This is a genomic window from Massilia brevitalea (genome assembly GCF_030711405.1).
Lineage (GTDB): Bacteria > Pseudomonadota > Gammaproteobacteria > Burkholderiales > Burkholderiaceae_D > Telluria > Telluria brevitalea.
The window spans coordinates 102,766-122,803 of the sequence record NZ_JAULSI010000007.1 but is presented as its reverse complement, the minus strand read 5'-3'; the positions used below and the strand labels follow the sequence as shown (position 1 = coordinate 122,803).

At 65.9% G+C, this 20,038-nt stretch carries 17 protein-coding genes; 9 read left to right on the top strand and 8 right to left on the bottom strand.

The window, feature by feature from the left end; all coding sequences use genetic code 11:
* The 5 genes from QWL29_RS06265 (at nt 1) to udk (ending at nt 4,727) form a co-directional block, all read left to right on the top strand.
* Nucleotides 1–1,974, top strand: a complete 1,974-nt coding sequence (locus tag QWL29_RS06265) for a branched-chain amino acid ABC transporter ATP-binding protein/permease (RefSeq protein WP_305822023.1) — start codon at nt 1–3, stop codon at nt 1,972–1,974.
* An 11-nt stretch (nt 1,975–1,985) separates the two neighbouring features.
* Nucleotides 1,986–2,714 (top strand): ABC transporter ATP-binding protein, encoded by a 729-nt coding sequence (locus tag QWL29_RS06260; protein WP_305822022.1) that lies wholly within the window; start codon nt 1,986–1,988, stop codon nt 2,712–2,714.
* 52 nt (nt 2,715–2,766) lie between these two features.
* Nucleotides 2,767–3,648, top strand: coding sequence for an EamA family transporter (locus QWL29_RS06255; RefSeq protein WP_305822067.1), 882 nt, complete (start codon nt 2,767–2,769; stop codon nt 3,646–3,648).
* Nucleotides 3,649–3,676: 28 nt separating this feature from the next.
* The gene (locus QWL29_RS06250) at nt 3,677–3,997 is read left to right on the top strand and encodes a hypothetical protein (RefSeq protein WP_305822021.1); all 321 of its coding nucleotides are present in this window, start codon (nt 3,677–3,679) and stop codon (nt 3,995–3,997) included.
* An 88-nt stretch (nt 3,998–4,085) separates the two neighbouring features.
* The gene (udk, locus tag QWL29_RS06245) at nt 4,086–4,727 is read left to right on the top strand and encodes a uridine kinase (protein WP_305822020.1); all 642 of its coding nucleotides are present in this window, start codon (nt 4,086–4,088) and stop codon (nt 4,725–4,727) included.
* 12 nt (nt 4,728–4,739) lie between these two features.
* On the opposite strand, the gene QWL29_RS06240 is transcribed toward udk, so the two are convergent.
* The 3 genes from QWL29_RS06240 to QWL29_RS06230 are packed head-to-tail and all read right to left on the bottom strand — an operon-like array spanning nt 4,740 to nt 6,736.
* A complete protein-coding gene (locus tag QWL29_RS06240) occupies nt 4,740–5,150 on the bottom strand; it encodes a hypothetical protein (protein ID WP_305822019.1) in 411 nt (136 codons plus the stop codon).
* Nucleotides 5,147–5,956 (bottom strand): Mut7-C RNAse domain-containing protein, encoded by an 810-nt coding sequence (locus QWL29_RS06235; protein WP_305822018.1) that lies wholly within the window; start codon nt 5,954–5,956, stop codon nt 5,147–5,149. Before QWL29_RS06235 ends, QWL29_RS06240 begins: the two co-directional genes overlap by 4 nt.
* Nucleotides 5,957–5,974: 18 nt before the next feature.
* Nucleotides 5,975–6,736, bottom strand: coding sequence for a DUF72 domain-containing protein (locus tag QWL29_RS06230; RefSeq protein ID WP_305822017.1), 762 nt, complete (start codon nt 6,734–6,736; stop codon nt 5,975–5,977).
* Nucleotides 6,737–6,880: 144 nt separating this feature from the next.
* Here QWL29_RS06230 and trxC point away from each other — a divergent pair, with 144 nt between their 5' ends.
* From trxC to QWL29_RS06215, 3 genes are all read left to right on the top strand, one after another.
* A complete protein-coding gene (trxC, locus tag QWL29_RS06225; RefSeq protein WP_305822016.1) occupies nt 6,881–7,315 on the top strand; it encodes a thioredoxin TrxC in 435 nt (144 codons plus the stop codon).
* A gap of 89 nt (nt 7,316–7,404) precedes the next feature.
* On the top strand, nt 7,405–7,764 hold the full coding sequence (locus QWL29_RS06220; protein WP_305822015.1) for a DUF4870 family protein: 360 nt from the start codon (nt 7,405–7,407) through the stop codon (nt 7,762–7,764).
* Nucleotides 7,765–7,840: 76 nt separating this feature from the next.
* Complete coding sequence (locus QWL29_RS06215; RefSeq protein ID WP_305822014.1) at nt 7,841–8,800, top strand: chemotaxis protein; 960 nt, start codon at nt 7,841–7,843, stop codon at nt 8,798–8,800.
* A gap of 160 nt (nt 8,801–8,960) precedes the next feature.
* On the opposite strand, the gene QWL29_RS06210 is transcribed toward QWL29_RS06215, so the two are convergent.
* From QWL29_RS06210 to phaC, 5 genes are all read right to left on the bottom strand, one after another.
* Nucleotides 8,961–10,124 carry a cystathionine beta-lyase gene (locus QWL29_RS06210; protein WP_305822013.1) on the bottom strand — a complete coding sequence of 388 codons (1,164 nt, stop codon included), beginning with the start codon at nt 10,122–10,124 and terminating at the stop codon, nt 8,961–8,963.
* A 148-nt stretch (nt 10,125–10,272) separates the two neighbouring features.
* Complete coding sequence (rimO, locus tag QWL29_RS06205; protein ID WP_305822012.1) at nt 10,273–11,682, bottom strand: 30S ribosomal protein S12 methylthiotransferase RimO; 1,410 nt, start codon at nt 11,680–11,682, stop codon at nt 10,273–10,275.
* Between the two features lie 109 nt (nt 11,683–11,791).
* Nucleotides 11,792–17,041 carry a RecQ family ATP-dependent DNA helicase gene (locus QWL29_RS06200; RefSeq protein ID WP_305822011.1) on the bottom strand — a complete coding sequence of 1,750 codons (5,250 nt, stop codon included), beginning with the start codon at nt 17,039–17,041 and terminating at the stop codon, nt 11,792–11,794.
* Between the two features lie 48 nt (nt 17,042–17,089).
* Entirely contained in the window at nt 17,090–17,650 is a 561-nt protein-coding gene (gene phaR / locus QWL29_RS06195; protein WP_305822010.1) for a polyhydroxyalkanoate synthesis repressor PhaR, read from the bottom strand.
* A 199-nt stretch (nt 17,651–17,849) separates the two neighbouring features.
* Nucleotides 17,850–19,616 (bottom strand): class I poly(R)-hydroxyalkanoic acid synthase, encoded by a 1,767-nt coding sequence (gene phaC, locus QWL29_RS06190; protein ID WP_305822009.1) that lies wholly within the window; start codon nt 19,614–19,616, stop codon nt 17,850–17,852.
* Nucleotides 19,617–19,662: 46 nt separating this feature from the next.
* On the opposite strand from phaC, the gene QWL29_RS06185 reads away from it, so the two are divergent.
* Nucleotides 19,663–20,019, top strand: coding sequence for a hypothetical protein (locus QWL29_RS06185; protein ID WP_305822008.1), 357 nt, complete (start codon nt 19,663–19,665; stop codon nt 20,017–20,019).
* The last annotated feature ends 19 nt before the right edge of the window (nt 20,020–20,038 follow it).

Sequence of the window (20,038 nt, the reverse complement as noted above, 5' to 3'; positions counted from 1 at the left end):
ATGACGAAAAACACCGTACTGTTTTCCGCCATCGGGATCGTCGGGCTGGCGCTGTTCCCGCTGTTCGTCACCAACCCGTATTACGTGCACCTGGTCGAAACCATCCTGATCTACGCGATCCTGCTGTTCGGGCTGGACATCGTGGTCGGCTACACCGGCCAGGTGTCGCTCGGCCATGCCGGTTTGTTCGGTATCGGCTCGTACGTGACGGCGGTGCTGATCATGCACTTCGGCACGCCCTGGTTCCTGGCGGTGCCCGCCAGTATCGTGGTGACCGCGCTGTTCGGCGCCATTCTCGCGCTGCCGGCCCTGCGCGTGACCGGCCCGTATCTCGCCATGGTGACGCTTGCCTTCGGCACCATCATCCAGATCCTGATCAACGAGATGTCCTTCATTACGCAGGGTCCGATGGGCATCACGCTGACCAAGCCGAGCCTGTTCGGACGCGAGCTGCACGAGACCGAATACTTCTACATGGTGGCGATCTTCATGGTGGCCGCGCTCACCGTGGTGCACTTCCTGCTCAAGTCCCATTTCGGGCGCGCCTTCGAAGCCCTGCGCGACAGCCCGATCGCCTCGGACTGCATGGGCGTGTCGGTGTACCGCTACAAGGTGTATGCCTTCGTCATCAGCGCCGGCCTGGCGGGCCTGGCCGGCAGCCTGTACGCCTACTCGGAACAATACGTCTCGCCGAACACCTACAACTTCGAGCTGACCATCCTGTTCCTGCTGGCGGTGATCATGGGCGGACGCAAGACCCGTACCGGCTCGATTATCGGCGCCATCATCGTCGTCATGCTGCCCAGCCTCCTGGCCGACATCGTGCTGTTCCGCCAGATCGCGCTGGCCGCCGCCGTGCTGGGCGTCGTGGGCTCGGGCATTGCCCTGGCGCGCGGACGCACCACGGCGCGCAAGGTGCTGGTGCCGCTGGTCGCCACCATCGGCCTGGCCGTCTGGGCCTACCGCATCGAGAACATGGTCGACTGGCGCCTGACCATCTTCGGCCTGATGACGCTGTTCGTCGTCTACTACCTGCAGGACGGCATCGTCGGTTTCTTCCGCCAGTTGCTGGGGCGGCGCGTGGCGCATACCCGCGCGCTGGACGCCGACCGCCAGACCGACCCGTTCGAGGGCGTAGCAATGGGCAGCGGCAGCGGCGACTTGCTGCGCGCCGAGCAGATCCTGATGCAGTTCGGCGGCCTGAAGGCGCTGAACCAGGTCGACCTGAACGTGCAGCGCGGCGCCGTGCACGGCCTGATCGGCCCCAACGGCTCGGGCAAGAGCACGATGATGAACGTCCTCACCGGCATCTACAAGCCGACCGCCGGCAGGGTGGTGTTCGCGGGCGACACCATCACCGGCCGTTCGCCGGCGCAGATCGCCCTCGGCGGCGTGGCGCGCACTTTCCAGAACGTGCAGCTGTTCGGCGAAATGACCGCCACCGAGAACGTGCTGGTCGGCCTGCACCACAGCTTCCGCTCGAACGTGTTCGATGCGATGATGAAAACACCGCGCCTGCGCCGCGAGGAAGCGGCGGCGAGGAAGCGCGCCGCGGCCATCCTGGAGTTCGTGGGTCTGTCCGACCTGGCCGACGAGGAAGCGCGCAACCTCCCCTACGGCAAGCAGCGCCTGCTGGAGATCGGCCGCGCGCTCGGGCTGAACCCGCGCCTGCTGCTGCTCGACGAGCCGGCCGCCGGCCTCACCGCCCCCGACATCCGCGAGCTGATGGCCATCATCCGCAAGATCCGCGACCATGGCATCACCATCATCCTGATCGAGCACCACATGGACGTGGTGATGTCGATCTCGGACACGGTCACGGTGCTCGACTTCGGCCAGAAGATCGCCGAGGGGAACCCGGCCAGCGTGCAGGCCGATCCGAAAGTCATCGAGGCCTACCTGGGCGGCGCCAGCGAATCGGTTCAGCCTGATACATCGGCCCCAACATCGGCCAGCGCCGCAGCGCGCACCTGAGAGGAAAAACCATGCTGAGCATACAGAATCTGGAAGCGGCCTACGGCAAGGTGCAAGTCCTGCACGGCATCTCGCTGGAGGTGCCGAAGGGCAGCCTGGTGACCCTGATCGGCTCGAACGGCGCCGGCAAGACCACCACCATGCGCGCCATCTCCGGCATGATCAAGCCGCGCGGCGGCACCGTCACGCTGGACGGCAAGGACATCACCGGCCTGGACTCGCACCGCATCGCGCGCAGCGGCCTGGCGCACTCGCCGGAAGGACGGCGCGTGTTCGCCACCATGAGCGTGACCGACAATCTGCTGCTGGGCGCCTTTCCGCGCTTTACCCGCGCGCGGCCGAAAGGCGACGTCCAGCGCGACCTGGAACGGGCGATGGAACTGTTCCCGCGCCTGAAGGAGCGGCGCGAGCAGCTGGCCGGCACGCTGTCCGGCGGCGAGCAGCAGATGCTGGCCATGGCGCGCGCCGTGATGCTGAACCCGGACGTGGTGCTGCTCGACGAGCCGTCGATGGGCCTGGCGCCGATCCTGGTCGAGGAAGTCTTCCGCATCATCACGCGCCTGAAGGCCGAGGGCGTGACCATGCTGCTGGTCGAGCAGTTCGCCGCCGCCGCCCTGAACGTAGCCGACTATGGCTACGTGCTGGAGAACGGCCGCATCTCGGTGCATGGCCCGGCCGAGAGCCTGAAGCACGATCCGAAGGTGGTGGCGGCCTACCTCGGGGGCGGCCACGCGCACTGAGCCCGGTCCCACGTCCGGCGGCGCGCTCGGCGGCAAGGATTATCTCGCCGCCCTGTGCGTGGTGCTGGTCTGGGGCACCAACTTCGTGGCCATGAAGCTCGGCCTGCGCGAGCTGACGCCCTTCCAGCTCGGCGCCGGGCGCTACCTGTTCGCCTTCCTGCCGCTGGCCCTGTTCGTGCGCCCGCCGCGCCTGCCGGCGCGCTGGGTGCTGCTGTACGGGCTGTTCCAGGGCGTTGGCCAGTTTGGCCTGCTGTTCCTGGCGCTGCGCGCCGGCATGTCGGCGGCGCTGGCGCCGGTGATGCTGCAGATGCAGGTCTTCTTTACCGCCCTGCTCGGCTACGTGCTGCTGGGCGAACGCGTCGGACGGCCGCTGCAGGCGGCGATGGCGATCGCGGCGCTGGGCCTGGCCTGCTTCTGCGCCGATTTCTTCGGGCGCGGCTCGGAGGTAACGGTCATCGGCCTGGTCCTCACCGTCGCCTCGGGCGCGATGTGGGGCGCCTCGAACATCGTGGTGCGGCGCATCCGCGACATCGCGCCGGATTTCAACGTGCTGTCCTTCATGGTCTGGAGCAGCCTGGTGGCGGTGCCGCCTTTTGTCCTGCTGTCGCTTGTCTTCGATCCGCCAGGCACGCGCTGGGACTGGCGCGGCCTGTCGCCGACAGGCTGGGCGTCGCTGGCCTACCTCGGCTGGTTCGCCACCATCCTCGGGTATGCGATGTGGACCGGCTTGCTGAAACGCCATCCGGCGAACCGCGTGGCGCCCTTCAGCCTCGCCGTGCCGCCGGTTGGCATCGCGGCCGGCATGCTCGCGCTGGGCGACCGCGTCACGCCCTGGCAATGGGCCGGCATCGTGCTGGTCGTGCTGTCGCTGGCGCTCGTCGTGTTCGGCCCGCGCTGGCAGCTGCGCCTGCGCGGGCCGGGCGCACCGCTATAATGTCCGGTTTAACGCTCCCGACAAATCCATGGACTTTTCCAAACTCACGCTCTACGCCGGCTCGCGCGCTTTCTGGTTCCTGTTCGGCATGATACTGGGTGTCAGCGGGCTCTTCTTCGGCCTGCAGCGCGCCCTGGTGGGCGAATCGCTGATCGGCTTTGGCCTGATCGTGCTCGGCATCCAGGGCCTGCTGCGTCCGGTCGTGCTGTCGCGCCCCGGCAAGATCAGCAAGGAAGAAATGTCGCGCCAGGTGTCGATCGGCAGCGATGCGCTGCACGGCGGCCTGTCGCTGCTGATGGCCGGCTCGCTGGTGGCCGGTTTCGTCCTGAAATACCTTGTCAAGATGTAAGCAGCCAGGGGGCGGCGCGGCATGGCCGATGCGCCACGCGCCGCATTCAGCCTTGTTGGTTCAGCCGCTGCTCCGGTATCATGTCGGGATGAATGCAATCTTTACCCCTCCGTTTGTCATTGGTGTCGCCGGCGGTAGCGGCAGTGGCAAGTCAACGGTGTCCCAGCAAGTCCTCGCCTCGTTCGGCTCCGACGTCGTCTCGGTCGTGATGCAGGACGATTACTACCGCGACCAGTCCGACCTCACCCCCGAAGTACGCCGCAAGCAGAACTACGACCACCCGCAGGCCTTCGACTGGCCGCTGCTGGTACAGCACGTGCGCGCCTTGCGCAACGGCGAAGCGATCGAAATGCCGGAATACGACTTCACGATCGACAACCGCTCGAACAAGACCATTCCCGTCAAGCCGGCCCCGATCATCCTGATCGAAGGCCTGTTCGCCCTGTACGATGCCGACCTGCGCAAGATGATGTCGCTGAAGATCTTCGTCGACACCGCGCCCGATGTGCGCTTCATCCGCCGCATGCAAAGGGATATCACCGAGCGTGGCCGTACCGTGGAAAGCATCGTCAACCAGTACCTGGAAACGGTGCGTCCGATGCACAAGCAGTTCATCGAGCCGACCAAGCGCCACGCCGACGTGATCCTGCCGCACGGCGCCAACGGCCCGGCGGTCGATGTCATCACCACCAAGGTCGCGAGCGTGATCGGCGGGCTGCAGCGCTCCTGAACCGCTGAGCCGCTATTGCCCGAACAAATCGTGCGCGTCGAGGATGGCGTAGGCGATCTCGGGCCGCTCCTGCAATAGCCGCCGCACCGCGGCCGGCACCGACTGCCTCACCTTCTTGCACAGGCCCGGCTTTTCCTCGAGCACGACGATGATGCCGCGCACCGTGCGCACCTCGTTCGGCCCCGGCGCGATGCGCAGTTCGGCGCCGACGTTCTGGCGGATCAGGGCCTGCACGTGCTGCAGGTCCCGGTAATCGCTCACGCGCTCGATGCGCGCCACCAGGTTCTGTTCCTGCTTGCGGTCGATGGCCAGCGGTCGATGGTCGCCCGCGGGATCGGCCAGCAGACGTTCGCGCTCGCACACGCAGGCGCCGGGCGGGCACTCCACCCGCACCGGGAACGGCAGGACGGCGCGCTCGTTCATGTTGCCGGCTCTCCCCGTTCGCCATGCCTGGCGCCCTCGGCCACCGTGTCGAGCAGCGCCTGCATGCGCCTGTGGTGCGAACCCTTCCAGAACACGCGCCGGCACGCCTCGCAGGTCGTGAATTCTTCATGCAACTCGCGCACCGAGGGCGGCAACCCGTCCAGCACCAGTGCCTTGTCGACCGCGCGCAGGGCCAGGTTGCAGTGCAGGCAGAGCGAAAACGGCTGGGCGCCCGGCGCCAGGCCGAGGCGCCCGAACAGTTCGCGCAACTGCAGTTCCGGCTTGATGGCATGCAGGTAGCAACCCTGGCTGACGGCGCGCCGCTTCAGCAGCTCGCGGTCGCGCGTGAGCACGATGCGGTCTTCTTCGGCCGCGATGGCGACGATCTCGTCGTCGCGATAACCGTTGTCGTACAGGGTGTCGAAGCCGGCCATGCGCAACAGGCGCGCCAGGCCGCCGAGGTGGGCGTCGGCCACGAAGCGCGGCGCAGCCTGGGACTCCTGCGGCGCCTGCGAGCCACGCGACCCTTTCAGCAACTGCGGCAAGTGCGATAGCGCCGTCACGTCCAGCGTCGCGAAGCGCGGGTACACCGCGACCCGGTCGCCCTCTTCCAGCAGCCGCCCGAAGCCGCCCGCTTCGCCATTCACCAGGACCAGCGCGGCCTCGGTATGCGGCACGCCGAGCGCCTCGACCATGTGCTTGACGGTGGCAGCCTGCGCGCAGGGCGTGGCGAATTCCCTTCCGCGCCGCGCGCGCGGCAGGAAGTCGTTCAGTTCGTCGTAGAAGCGAAACGTCGCCGTGACCATGGCCGCAGTATCGCAGTATTACGGCGCCAGCGGCGTTCCGTCCCGGCACGCACGCAAGACGTCGAGGGCGTTCGGCACCGCCTGGAAGGCGGCCGTGTTGTCGAACACGCACCAGGCGCGGCGCCCGGCCGCCGCGTAGTCGGCCAGCTCGCGCACCAGGTCCGCCAAAAAGGCGGGCGTGTAGGCCGAATAATAGATGCGCGGCGTGCCGTGCAGGCGCATGTAGACGTCCTGCGTGGTCGGCACGTGCGGGCCCGGCTGGCCGGCGGCCGGGTCGGCGATCACGCGCGTCACGCCGAGTTCGCGCAGCAGTTCGGTGGCGGTGTCGCCGAACCAGCTCGGATGGCGGCCCTCGCAGGCGAGCATGCAGCCGAAGCGTTCCTGCAGGCGCAGGAAGAAGTCGCGCACGGTGAGGTCGTGGAAGCCGAACTTGGGCGGCAGCTGCACCAGCAGCGCGCCCAGCTTGGGGCCGAGCACCTGCACTTCGCCGGCAAAGCTGTCGAGCAGCGCATCGACGTCGCGCAGCGCGGCGTCATGGGTGATGGCGCGCGGGACCTTGACCGCGAAGCGGAAGTCCTCGGGCACGCACTCGGCCCAGCGCGCATAGGTCTTGGGCTGGTGCGGGCGGTAGAAGGAGGTATTGATTTCCACCATGGGGAACACGGCGGCGTAGCGCTCGAGGTGGCTGCCCTCGGCCGGGAACGCGGGGGCAGCATCCTTGTGGATGCTCCAGCCGGCGCAGCCGATGAGGTGGGTGCAGGCATGGTCAGGCGCAGTCATTGGATCGTGGTCCGCTATTTTGCAATATTGATAAGACGGATTCTACGCGCGGCGTCCTTTCTGCGGCGCATGCTTGGGACGCCAGGACAACAGGATTCCGGTGGCCGGCTTACAATCACGGCAACAACCATCGGAGGAGAATCCGTGAGCGACCCCATCCACATCGTTTGCCCACAATGCGACGCCGTCAACCGCCTGGCGCCGGCGCGCCTGTCCGACAACCCAGTCTGCGGCAAGTGCGCGCAAGCCTTGTTCACAGGTAAACCGCTGGACGTCACGTCCGAGCAATTTGCGCGCCACGTCGGCCGCAACGACATTCCGGTGCTGGTCGACTTCTGGGCCGACTGGTGCGGGCCGTGCAAGATGATGGCGCCCCACTACGCGCAGGCTGCGCAGCGCCTCGAACCGCGGGTGCGCCTGTTGAAGCTCGATACCGAATGCGCCCAGGATGTGTCGGCGCGCTTCGCAATCCGCAGCATTCCGACGCTGGTGCTGTTCAAGGGCGGGCGCGAGGTGGCGCGCCAGGCTGGGGCGATGGATGCCGGGCGCATCACTGCCTGGGTCGAGTCGCACCTGTAGGACGCCACGCACGCTTGGGGCAGTTGGCGAAATTACCACGGGCGGCTGCTACAATCGAGACAAACGTGGCCGATCCGAAGGAGACAAGCATGTCGCAACAACTCGTACTCGACGGCGATACCGAAGACGCCAAGCAACTCGCGCGCATCCTCTACCTGGTGCATGCAGCCACCTTCTTCTTCTCGCTCGGCACGCTGTCGATCCTGCCGGTGATCGTGAATTACGTCAAACGCCCGGACACCGTGGGCATGGTCTACAGCCACCACAGCTGGATGATCCGTTCCTTCTGGTATTACGTGCTGTGGATGGTGGTCGGCGGTATCATTTTCGCCACCGTGGTCGGCATCCCGCTGGCCTTCCTGGTCTGGGGCGTGGCCTGGGTATGGAAGGCATATCGTCTGATTCGTGGTTTTTTGGATCTGAACAGCAACAAACCCATGCCTCTTTGAGGTGGTCTTTACACATTTCGGCAAATTCGCAGCTAGAATGCTTTCCTGAGGGCATCACTAATCTCCAGGGCGAAAAATGAAATCGGTACAGCAGGAAGTCGACGAACGCAGCAACCTCACGGGCACCAACAAATTCGAGTTGCTGCTGTTCCGCCTCGGCGGCGACGAGCACGGCGAGCGCAACGAACTGTTCGGCATCAATGTCTTCAAGATCCGCGAGATCGTCGCCATGCCGACCATCACCGCGGTGGCCGGTTCGCCGCCGCAGGTGCTGGGCGTGGTCAACCTGCGCGGCCAGATCATCCAGGTGCTGGACTTGCCGGCGATTGCCGGCGTCAAGCCGAAGACCGGCCTGAACATCATGCTGGTCACCGAGTTCGCACGCACCACCCAGGCCTTTGCCGTCGAGAGCGTCGAGGAAATCGTGCGCCTGGACTGGAGCCAGGTGATGTCGGCCGAAAAGAGCGCCGGCAGCGGCATGGTCACCAGCATCGCCCGCCTCGATGGCGAAAACGGCGAAGCGGGCCGCCTGGCCCAGGTGCTCGACGTGGAAACCATCCTGCGCAACATGAACCCGGACTCCGGCCCGGACATCAGCCAGCAGGCGGTCGGTGCACGCATCCAGATCAAGCCGGGCTCGATCGTGCTGGCGGCCGACGACTCGGTGGTGGCGCGCGCCCTCATCGAGCAGGGCCTGGACGCGATGGGCCTGCCCTACGTGATGACCAAGAGCGGCAAGGAATGCTGGGACCAGCTCAACAGCATCGCGGCCCAGGCCGAAGCCGAAGGCAAGAGCATCAACGACAAGGTGGCCCTGGTGCTGACCGACCTCGAGATGCCGGAGATGGATGGCTTTACCCTGACCCGCAACGTGAAGAAGAATGCGCGCTTCGGGAATATCCCGGTGGTGATTCATTCGTCGTTGTCGGGGACCACGAACGAAGAGCACGTCAAGAATGTGGGAGCGGATGCGTATGTGGCCAAGTTCTCGGCTGAGGATTTGGCGACCACCTTGCGCCGGGTGTTGAAGCAGTAATTGATTGTGGCCCAGGGACTGTATATGCGCCCCGGTCAGGTTTCGATTGATCGGGCGCCGTACCGCGTGGGCACAAGTGCCCACCCTACCGGCCCGGTTTTCGTAGGGTGGGCACTTGTGCCCACGCGGTTACTCCATCGGAACAGAGTTAGCGCCAGTTTCACAGCACCGACAACGCCCGCTCGATATCCGCAATCAGATCTTCCGGCTCCTCCAGCCCGATATTGAAGCGAACCAGCGTCCCCTTCTCTTGCCAGTTTCCGCGGATCGCCCCCATCCGGTACGGCACCACCAGGCTGTTCGCCCCGCCCCAGCTGTACCCCAGCCCGAACAATTCCAGCGAATCGACAAAGCGGTCCGTCTGCACCTCGGTGTAACGCTCGTCGAAGATCACCGAGAACAGCCCGCCGGCGCCCGTAAAGTCGCGCTTCCAGAATGCGTGCCCCGGGCACTCCTCGAACGCCGGGTGCAGCACGCGCACGATCTCCGGACGATTCTTGAGCCACGCCGCCACCTTGCGCGCCGCCCGGTCGTGGGCGTCGAAACGCAGCTTCATGGTCGGCAAGCCGCGCATCACCAGGTAGGCATCGTCGGGGCTCACGCCCAGGCCAAGGCGCATGTGCGCGGTGGCCAGCTTGTCGTGCACGGCGCGGTCGCGCGTGATGACGGCGCCCATCAGCAAATCCGAGCCGCCCGACTGGTACTTGGTCAGCGCATGCATGACGATGTCGACGCCGAGGTCGAAGCCGCGCAGGGCCAGGCCGGCGGACCAGGTGTTGTCCAGCGCCACCAGCACGTTCTTCTCGTGGGCGGCGGCGCAGATGGCGCGCAGGTCGGGCACTTCCATCGACACCGAGCCGGGGGCTTCGGTCCAGATCAGTTTTGTGTTCGGCTGGATCAGTTCCGCGATGCCGGCGCCGACCATGGGGTCGTAGTAGCGCGCGGTGATGCCGAAGTCCTGCTGCAGCCAGCGGCCGAGTTCGCGGTTCGGGTTGTAGACGTTGTCAGGGAGGAGGACGTCGTCGCCGGATTTCAGGAGGGCGAAGTCGACCATCGAGATCGCGGACAGGCCGGACGGGGCGAGCAGGCAGTGGGCGCCGCCTTCGATCTCGGCCAGGCGGGCTTCGAGGGTGAAGGTGGTGGGCGTGCCGTGCAGGCCGTAGGTGTAGGCGGTCTTGTTTTTCCAGTCGCCGGAACGGAGGGCGGCGACGTTCTCGAACAGGACGGTGGAGGCGCGGTGGATGCCGGGTGGGTAGGCGTCAAAGCCGGCGGGCGCGGTGTAGTCGGTGTGGATGAGCGTGGTTTGGAGGGACTTCTTGGTCATGGGGGCACTTTCAAATGACGGATATGAAAATGCCGGCGCTGTTGGTGATAACAGTGGCCGGCAATGCTACGGTGCTGGACCGCGTGGGCACAAGTGCCCACCCTACGTAAACCCGGTCACATTCAGCACCCAGGCCACGACAAGCCTCTTACGCGACGCTGGCCCAGAGGTCGTGGGCGTCGGCCTTGGTGACGATGACGTCGGCGAACTGGCCGACGGCGAGCTTGGTCTTGCCCGGCACCAGCGAGCGCTTGATGTGGACGACGCCGTCGATTTCCGGGGCGTCCGCAGCCGAGCGGCCGATGGCTTCGCGCGGATTGACTTCGTCGATGATCACGCGGATGGTCTTGCCGACTTTCGCCTGCAGGCGCTTGGCCGAGATTTCTTCCTGCAGCAGCATGACGCGGGCGCGGCGTTCTTCGCGCACGGCTTCCGGCACCGGATTGGCCAGCTCGTTGGCGGTGGCGCCTTCGACCGGCGAGTAGGCGAAGCAGCCGAGGCGGTCGATCTGCGCTTCACGCAGGAAGTCGAGCAGGTATTCGAACTCTTCTTCGGTTTCGCCCGGGAAGCCGGCGATGAAGGTGGAGCGGATCGTCAGGTCCGGGTTCATCTTGCGCCAGGCCAGGATGCGGTCCAGGTTCTTTTCGCCGCTGGCCGGACGCTTCATGCGCTTCAGGACGTCCGGGTGCGCGTGCTGCATCGGGATGTCGAGGTAAGGCAGCACGTGGCCGTCGCCCATCAGCGGGATCGCGTGGTCGACGTGCGGGTAGGGGTAGACGTAGTGCAGGCGCACCCAGGCGTCGTACTGGCGCGCCAGCTGGCCCAGGGCTTCCACCAGTTGCGTCATGTGGGTCTTGATCGGGCGGCCGTTCCAGAAGCCGGTGCGGAACTTGACGTCCACGCCGTAGGCCGAGGTGTCCTGCGAAATGACCAGCAGTTCCTTGACGCCGGCCTTGAACAGGTTTTCCGCTTCCGTCAGCACTTCGTGGATCGGGCGCGAGACCAGGTCGCCGCGCATCGACGGGATGATGCAGAAGCTGCAGCGGTGGTTGCAGCCTTCGGAAATCTTCAGGTAGGCGTAGTGCTTCGGGGTCAGCTTGACGCCGTGGTCCGGCACCAGGTCGACGAAGGGGTCGTGCGGCTTCGGCAGGTGGGTGTGCACCGAGTTCATGACTTCGGCCACGGCATGCGGGCCGGTCACGGCCAGTACTTTCGGGTGTACCTTGGTGATGATGTCCTGGCCCGAGGCATCCTTCTTCGCGCCCAGGCAGCCGGTGACGATCACTTTGCCGTTCTCGGCCAGGGCTTCGCCGATGGCGTCGAGCGACTCCTGTACCGCGGCGTCGATGAAGCCGCAGGTGTTGACGATCACCAAATCGGCGCCGGCGTAGGACTTGGCGGTCTGGTAACCCTCGGCACGCAGCTGGGTCAGGATCTGCTCGGAGTCGACCAGCGCCTTCGGGCAGCCGAGCGAGACGAAGCCGACCTTCGGGGCGACTTGCGCGCCGGTGACGGCATCGAGACTGGTGGGGAGAGGATTACGACGGAGTTCGGTCATGGAGGAAGACGGCAAATGTTCGGGGCAATCGGAGATTGTACCCGAAGCGGGGCAAGCTTGGCAGCCCTCGGGCAGGCCCTGTTACCGCCAGCGCAACAGGGCGAGTCCTTCAACCGGCCTGTGCGCGGTCGCGCATCGGCGTTTCATGGCGTGCCGCCGATTCGAAAACCAGCTCCGGCACGATCACTTCCCAGTCGTCGCAACGGACCCGGTCGAGGTAGTCCGGGTCCGTGTCCTTGCGCCGGCGGGTGACGACGGCGTGCACGTGGGCCTGTATGCAACGCATGCCGGGCGGCGGCTGGAACGACCTGGCCAGGCGGCCCACGACCTGGCCTGCCGCGTTGTGCAGCTCCCATCCGCGCAAACCTCGCGCCAGCAGCAACGGGGAACCGGCCCCGAGTGCCGCGATGGCCGCATGGACCGGATCGGCCTTCCCGTAACGCCCGGCATGGCCAAGATCGATGTCGGCCAGCGTCGGCCGCAGGTAGCGCCGCTCCCGCGGCAAGGGCGAGGCTTGCGTGGGCAGCGTGCGCAGCAGCGCGCAGGAAGCATCGGCCAGGCGCGTGAGGTAAGGGTGGCCGCTGTCCGTGTCGGCCAGCATGAGGGTGTGGCGTGCCCGTGTCATGGCAACATAGAACAGGCGGCGCGACGCGTCCGGGTCCTCGTTCGGGCTGGAACGGCCCCAGCCGCCATCAAGCACGGCAACATGGTCGAACTCCAGCCCCTTGGCGCGGTGCGCCGTTAGCAGCAGCAGGCCGCCCTGGCGGCGGCGCAACTCCCGGCCCCACTCGGCCAGCCATTCGACGAAGTGCTCGCCCGGCAGCTCGGCCCCGCCGGTATCGAGTGCGTACTGTCCGGCGGCGTCGCGCAGCACCTCCCACCATGGTCCGCTACCCTGCGCCAGGATGGCGTCCTGGATGTCCCTGGCGCGTAGCAGGCCGTCCGGCCGCGCGCGCAGGCTGGCGACGAGCTGGCGCGTTTCGCGCAGGTGCCAGCAGTGCAGCATCTCCTGGTCGGCCATCTGCACCGGAATGCCGTTCATTTCGCAGTAGCTGCGCACGGGTTCCAGCGTTTTCCAGTCGCGCGCGATGACCGCCACGCGGTTCCAGCTCCAGGTGGACGAGAGGCTGGCCTGGCGCCGCAGTTCGCCCATGATTCCCAGCGCCTGGCGCCCTGCCCCGTTGCCGGTGCGCAGCACCTGCACCCGCCCCTGCGCCAGCGGATCGATCTCCTGCCAGCTGCCGCCTGGTGCGGCGCGCAGGCGGGCGCGGTCGACGCCGATCGGGTGCCCGGTCTTCATGCGGCCTGCGGCCGGCTCGATGATGCGGTTGGCGGCATCGACGATATGGTGCGTGGAACGGTAGTTCTCGACCAGGAAGGCTGGCCTGGCATCGTAGTCCGCCTCGAAACGCCGGATGAAATCGACGCTGGCGCCGCCGAAGGCATAGATGTTCTGGTCGTCGTCGCCCACCGCGAACAGGCTCAGGCGTCCGTCCTCGTCGGACCGGGTACGGCCGGCGATGGCGGAAATGAGCGCGTACTGCCCCGGGCCGATGTCCTGGTATTCGTCGACCAGCACCCAGCGAAAGCCGGCGAGCAGGCGGTCGCGCTGGGCATCGGCTTCGTCGGGCGCGGCGCCATCGCCCTGCAGCAGGGCCACCGCGGCACGCATCACCTCTTCGAAGGCATCCTCGTGCTGCGCGGCGTGCTTGCGAAAACTCGTGCCGGTCAGGCGCATGGCGAATGCATGACAGGTCATGACCATCACGCCGCGCGCGTCGTCGCCGATAAGCTCGTTCAGCCGGCGCCGGATCTCGATCGCGGCATGCCGGTTGTAGGCCAGTGCCAGGATGCCATGTGGGTTCTCGCGCCGGACCCGCACCAGGTAGGCGATGCGGTGCACCAGCACCCGCGTCTTGCCTGAGCCGGGGCCGGCCAGCGCCAGCACATTGGTCTGCTCGCGGTCGTCGGCAACGATCTTTTGCTGGTGCGGATTGTTCAGGCTCTCCACGATGGCGGTCCAGGACGCCGGCGTGGTCTGCCGCTCGAGTTCCTTTTGCGTCGCCGGCAGCCAGAGACGCAAAAAGGCGTCCCGGTCCAGCCTGAAATAATCGACGATCAGCTGCAGGGCCTGCGCAACGGCCTGCAGGCCGCGCCGCACGAACTCGGCCATCACGTGGATCTGGACGACCTGCTCGTCGTAATGCATCTTCAGGGGCGCAAAGTCGGCCTTTACGAAATTGCGGCGCTCGGCCGCGAGGCGGATCGTCATTGCCGGCCGGAACACGGCCAGCCCCTTGTTCAAGCGGATCACTTCCTGCTCGTGCAGCCACAACAAGGCCCGGTCGAGCAGTTTTCCGGAATCCTTGATCTCCGCCAGGAGGACGACATCTTCCTTCAAGGCGGCATGCAGCCGGCCAAGGCTGGTTTCGGCCAGCAGGTCAGTGCCGCGCGCGCCCGCTGGCAAGGTCGACAGCAAGTGGCGCAGCACCAGGCTGGCCGCTTGCCGCCGCAGTTCGGCGGTGCGTACCAGCTTGCCCCATTCGCGCTGCAGCGTCACCTGCATGTGCTCGGCATCCAGCCGGCGCAGGCGCAGGCTGCCGATGCCGCCATCCTCGGTGCGGCCGTCGGCGGCCAGGCCATTGAGCAGGCGGACGATTTTCTCGGGCAAGGCGCCGGCGTTTCCCGCATCCTTGAGGGCCTGGGTTGCCTGGCGCAAGTGCAGCACCGAAGCGGCGCCGCGCTCCAGGTCCGGCGCGGCGCTGCGCAAGGCCTCGATCAGCGTGGTTTCGAGCGCCACGGCATCGTCCAGGCGCTTGAGCGACGCGCTGGCCACGCCCGCGTGCACATAGGCCGTCAGCAAGGTGTCGTTGCTGGCGATGCCAAGACGCTCGAGGTCGTACAGGGCGGCGCGCAGTTTCTGCGCATTCAGGCCGGACAGGCCCATCAGCTCGTCGGTCGAGATGCCCTCGTCGGCGTCGGCGCCGAGCATCGCCTGCACCAGCGCCAGCAGGGCATTGCGGTAGCTGTCGAACAGGGACATGTCCTCGAGCTTGCGGCGCGCCTCCTCGATCGACTGCACCTTGAGCGACGAGGGAAACATCTGGACGTGGTTTTCCTCGCGCAACAGCAGGCCCGCTTCTTCCAGCCACGACACCGCAGTGCGCACGCGGGTGTCGTCGGTGGTCTTGTCGCGTTCGAACACGCCTTCGCTGTCCTCAGCCAGGATCTCGCCCGGCGTGGCGATGACCTCCCCGTCGTCCTTTTTCCTGCGCTCGAGCGCACGCAAGGCGCGCAGGACCGAGCCGATCTCGCGTTGCGTGAGCCGGGACCTGGCCGACATGCCGAACTGGCGCTCGACATCGAGCGGCGAATACAGCAGGACGCAGCGCGCATGGGCACGGTCGCGTCCGGCGCGGCCGGCTTCCTGCAGGTAGTTCTCGAGCGAGCCGGGCATGTCGGCATGGATGACCAGGCGCACGTCGGGCTTGTCGATGCCCATGCCAAAGGCGTTGGTGGCGGCGATTACCTGCAGCTCGCCGCCGATGAAACGCTGCTGCGTGGTTTTCTTGGTCTCGGCGGCGAGTCCGGCGTGGAAATAGGCGGCGGCCACCCCCTTCTCTTGCAGATAGCGCGCGATCTCCTCGGTTTGCTTGCGCGAGGCGCAGTAGACAATGGCGCCGCCGGGCGCGCCGGCCGGCAGTTCCTGCTCCAGCAAGCCGTGCACGCTGGCGAACTTCGCCGCCGGCGTCGTCGGCAAGAACTCGAATGCGAGGTTATCGCGGCGCGCGCCGCCGTTCAGGACCTGCAGGTCGACGCCGACCTTGTCGCGGAAATGGCCGACCATGTCCTGCACCACCTCGGGTTTCGCGGTCGCGGTCAGGCACAGGATGGTCGGCGGTGCGGCGCCCTGCGCCGATTCGCGGATGAAACGGCCGACATAGCGGTAGTCGGGACGGAAATCGTGGCCCCACTTCGAGATGCAGTGCGCTTCGTCCAGCACCCACATCCCGATTTCGCGCTGCGACAAGACCTTGCGAACCGCCTTGCTGCGCAACTGTTCGGGCGCCACGATCAGGATCGCGACGTCGCCCAGGCGCACGCGGTCCAGGATATCGGCGCGTTCCGGCAAGGACAGCAGTCCATTGATGGCCGCGCTGCTGGCGATTCCGCGCACTTCGAGACCGGCGACCTGGTCGGCCATCAGCGCCACCAGCGGCGAGATCACGACCGTCAATGCGCCGGTCTTGTCATAGCGCGACAGGGCGGGAATCTGGTAGCACAGCGACTTGCCGGTGCCGGTTGGCAAAATGCCCAGCACATGCCGCCCCGCCATGGCGGCCTCAACAATGGTTTGCTGCAGGGGTTTGCCGTCGTCGCCCGCCGGCTCCGGCCTAAAAGCCTCGAATCCGAACCAGCGCTGCAATTCCTTGCGGGCATCGTGGCGCTCGGCGCACCAGCCACAGGCGGGATCGCCGCAAGGCGTGTCGCGCAGCCTGCGCACGATGTCGCCGGCTTGCGGGTACTGGTGCCGCACCCAGGGCGGCATCACCGAGTTGCTGCTCGACACAGACAGCCAGGCGAGCGCATAGGCGAGCGGCCAGCCCAGCACGTGCGCCTCCTCGATGCAGCGACCCGCCTGCGTGGCGCAACCCAGGCCATCGAGATAACGTGCAATCGCGGCGCGCCCTGTGTCGTCGGATGGACGCGGCAGGCGCCGGATCGTCGTGAAAAAGGCGTTCAGGCCGGATACCGTGGTATCGGTCGTGGTCAGCCAGTGCCAGGCGGCCAGGAGGTCGGGGTCGCTGCGCGCCGTGTCCTGCAGTGCCGCCAGCTGGTCGCGCAAGACATGCAAGGTCAGCCGGGCGTCGAGTTCCGGGTTGTTCAGCTGGCCGCGCTGGAGTTGCCCGTCCTGGTAATGCTTGACCAGGCGGTGGTAAGGGTTGCGCGGAAAGGCCAGCGGATTCAGGCAGAGCGTGTCCACCACCGGCAGTTGCAACAACTTCAGGTCGGGACTGGCTGCCGCCAGGTGCACCCGGTCGAAGGCGATGAAGTTGTGGCCAAGGACGAATGCCGCCGCGCCGGCGAATTCGTCGAGCTTTGCCAGGGCCTGGGCCAAGTCGCCGCGACGGAACACGCAGGCATTGCCGGTGTCGCCGAGCACGCCGGCAAAGGCATGGATCGTGTTGTCCGTGACACCGACTTCGAGGTCGATGGAAATGCAGCGCGGCGCAAACGCAGCCGCTTCCGCAGGCCGTGCCTGCATATCCGGCGGCGCACCCGGTAAAGCGTCCTGCGCCGTATTCGTGTCAATCGACAGCATGGTCTTCATGAAGCGGCCGGCCCCGGAAGGATGCATCAGGCGCCAGGAGAAGCGCGCCTGCCCGGGCCTGGCGGGAAACGAGGCTTATTTCTTGTCCGTCGGCGGCACCGGCGGGAACGGGAAGGCGCTGAACAGGGCCTTGCTCTGGTTCTGCATCTGCTCCTGCATCTGCACGAACAGGTTCTTGCTCTGGTCGATGTAGTTGTTCATCATGCCCTGCATCATCGGGCCCTGGACGTTCATGAACTGGGTCCACATTTCCGGGCTGAAGGGCTTGCCCTCCATCGCGCCGGCGGCGTTGCTGGTGAACTTGTTCTGGATGTCGGTGAACGCCTGGACGTTCTTTTCCAGGTAGGAGCCCATCATGCCCTGCATCGCGTGGCCGTAGTAGCGGATGATCTGGGCCAGCACCGAGCTCGAGAACATCGGCACGCCGTTTGCTTCCTCTTCGAGGATGATCTGCAGCAGGATGCTGCGCGTCAGGTCCTCGCTCGACTTGGCGTCGACCACGGTGAACTCGTCGGCATCGAGCACCAGCTGCTTCACGTCCGTGAGGGTGATGTAGGAGCTGGTCTGGGTGTCGTACAGTCGACGGTTCGGGTATTTCTTGATCAGGCGTTCAGTACTGTTTTTTGCACTACTCATCTCAAGTTCCATGTGTTGCGCAGGCTTCGTCGGCCGCGCTTTTGAATGATGACCATACAGCCGGTATGCACCGGTTCCTGCTGTCTCCGAATTGCTCTACAGGACCAGCAATGTGACATCGCTGGTGCAGGTGCAGCAATTAATGGTTTTACCACCCAATTTATTTCTAAGCAATACCTGCACGCTCATCAGTATGTGCTTAGTCTGCACGGACCTTGACGTAACGCCCCGGCGCCGGCTCGGACGGCAGGTACTGCTCGTTGCCGGCCTGGCTCGGCGCCGGCACTTCCGCTCCGCCGTTTTCCTGCAGGAAGCGCGCCCATTCCGGCCACCAGCTGCCCTTGTGCTCGACCGCGCCGGCAAACCAGTCCTGCGGCGTGCGCGGGCGGGTCTTGCCATTTTTTTCATTGATCCAATAGCTGCGCTTGCCCTTCGACGCCGGATTGATGACCCCGGCGATGTGGCCCGACGCCCCCAGTACGAAGCGGTTCGCCTTGGCCTTCTTCGGGTTCAGCAGGTTCATCGAGGCAAAGGCGGCGCTCCAGGGCACGATGTGGTCTTCCTTCGAGCCGTAGATGAATACCGGGGCGTCGATGCGGCCGAGGTCGAGCTGTTCGCCGCACACGGTCAGCTCCCCCGGTCGCTTGAGCTTGTTTTCGAGGTAGGTGTTGCGCAGGTACCAGCAGAACATCGGTCCCGGCAGGTTGGTGCTGTCGGCGTTCCAGTACAGCAGATCGAAAGCCGGCGGGGTCTTGCCCTTCAAGTAGTTCTGCTGCACATAGTTCCACACCAGGTCGTTCGGACGCAGGGCCGAGAAGGTGGTCGCCAGGTCGCGGCCCGGCATGATGCCGCCCTTGGCCAGGTTCTGCTCGCGCAGCGCCACTTGCGTTTCGTCGACAAAGACTTCCAGCACGCCGGTGTCGTCGAAATCGAGCAGCGTGGTGAGCAGGCTGAGGCTGGCCGCCGGCTGCTGGCCGCGCGCCGCCAGCACCGACAAGGCCGTGGCGGCAATCGTGCCGCCGACGCAGAAGCCGAACACATGGGTCCTGGGCTGGCCGGTGATGTCGCGCACCACGTCGATCGCTTCGATGGCGCCGCGCTCGACGTAGTCGTCCCAGCCCAGCGCGCCCATGGATTTGTCCGGGTTACGCCAGGACACCATGAACACGGTATTGCCCTGCTCCACGGCGTAGCGCACGACCGAGTTTTCCGGCTGCAGATCGAGGATGTAGAACTTGTTGATGCAGGGCGGGATCATCAAGAGCGGCACTGCGCGCACCGTCGGCGTGGCCGGGCTGTACTGGATCAGCTGGAACAGTTCGTTCTCGTAGACCACCTGGCCCGGCGTGGTGGCCACGTTCTTGCCGACCTCGAAGGCCGACTCGTCGGATTGCGAGATGCGGCCCTTCTGCATGTCGGCCAGCATGTTCTGGAGACCCTGGTTCAGGCTTTCGCCCTTGGTGTCGAGCATCTTCTTTTGCGCTTCCGGGTTCGTCGCCAGGAAGTTGGCCGGCGACATGGCGTCGACCATCTGCTGCACGGCGAAGCGGATTTTTTGATGCTCGCGCGGCGGCGCCTCGACGGCGTCGGCCAGTGCCAGCATGAACTCGGCGTTCAGCAGGTAGGACGCGGCAGAGAAGGCCGAGAACGGGTTCGCTGTCCATTCCGAGGCCGAGAAGCGGCGGTCGTGCAGTTCGGGCGTCTTGCCGAGCATCGTCTCTTGCCAGAGTTTGCCGACTTTCTGCAAATACTCCTTGCGCAGGGATTCCAGGCGGGCCGGCGCGATGCTAACCTGAAAGTCCTTCAGGATGCCGGCCAGCGGGTTCGCGCCCAGCGCGGCGCCGCTCAGCGGGTTGGCGGGGGCGCCATTCACGGCCGGCATCTTGAGCCACCCTTGCCAGGCCGACGGATCGGTCAGCTGGTTCATCCAGGAAGCGGCAAAAGCGTGAGGGTCGGGCATGTTCATGTCGGCGTCCGTTGTTTAGAATCGGTGTTCAACTGGAGAATAACGCATGTGGATCGTTGCTGTCGGCTGGACGTATGTCGTCATCCTGATGGCGGCAACCGAAACCTCGGTGATCGCCGGAATTATGACTTTTTTCGGCTATTGCGTGTTGCCCCTGTCTATACTTTTTTATATCGCCGGGGCGGGAAAGCGGCGTCAGCGTCGCGCCCACGCATCGACTTACGGAAATGCAAGCTCAAGAGCAGCGCCCGACGGCGCCGACGCCAGCCTGCCGTTGGCAAGCCAGGGTTTCTTCATCCACTCGTCCGACAGTGCCGATTGCGGCAGTGCGGATAGCGGTGGCGGCAGTGACTGCGGCGGTGGCGATGGAGGCGGTGGAGGCGGTGGAGGCGGCGGCGACTGACCAAGTATTGGCGACGCCG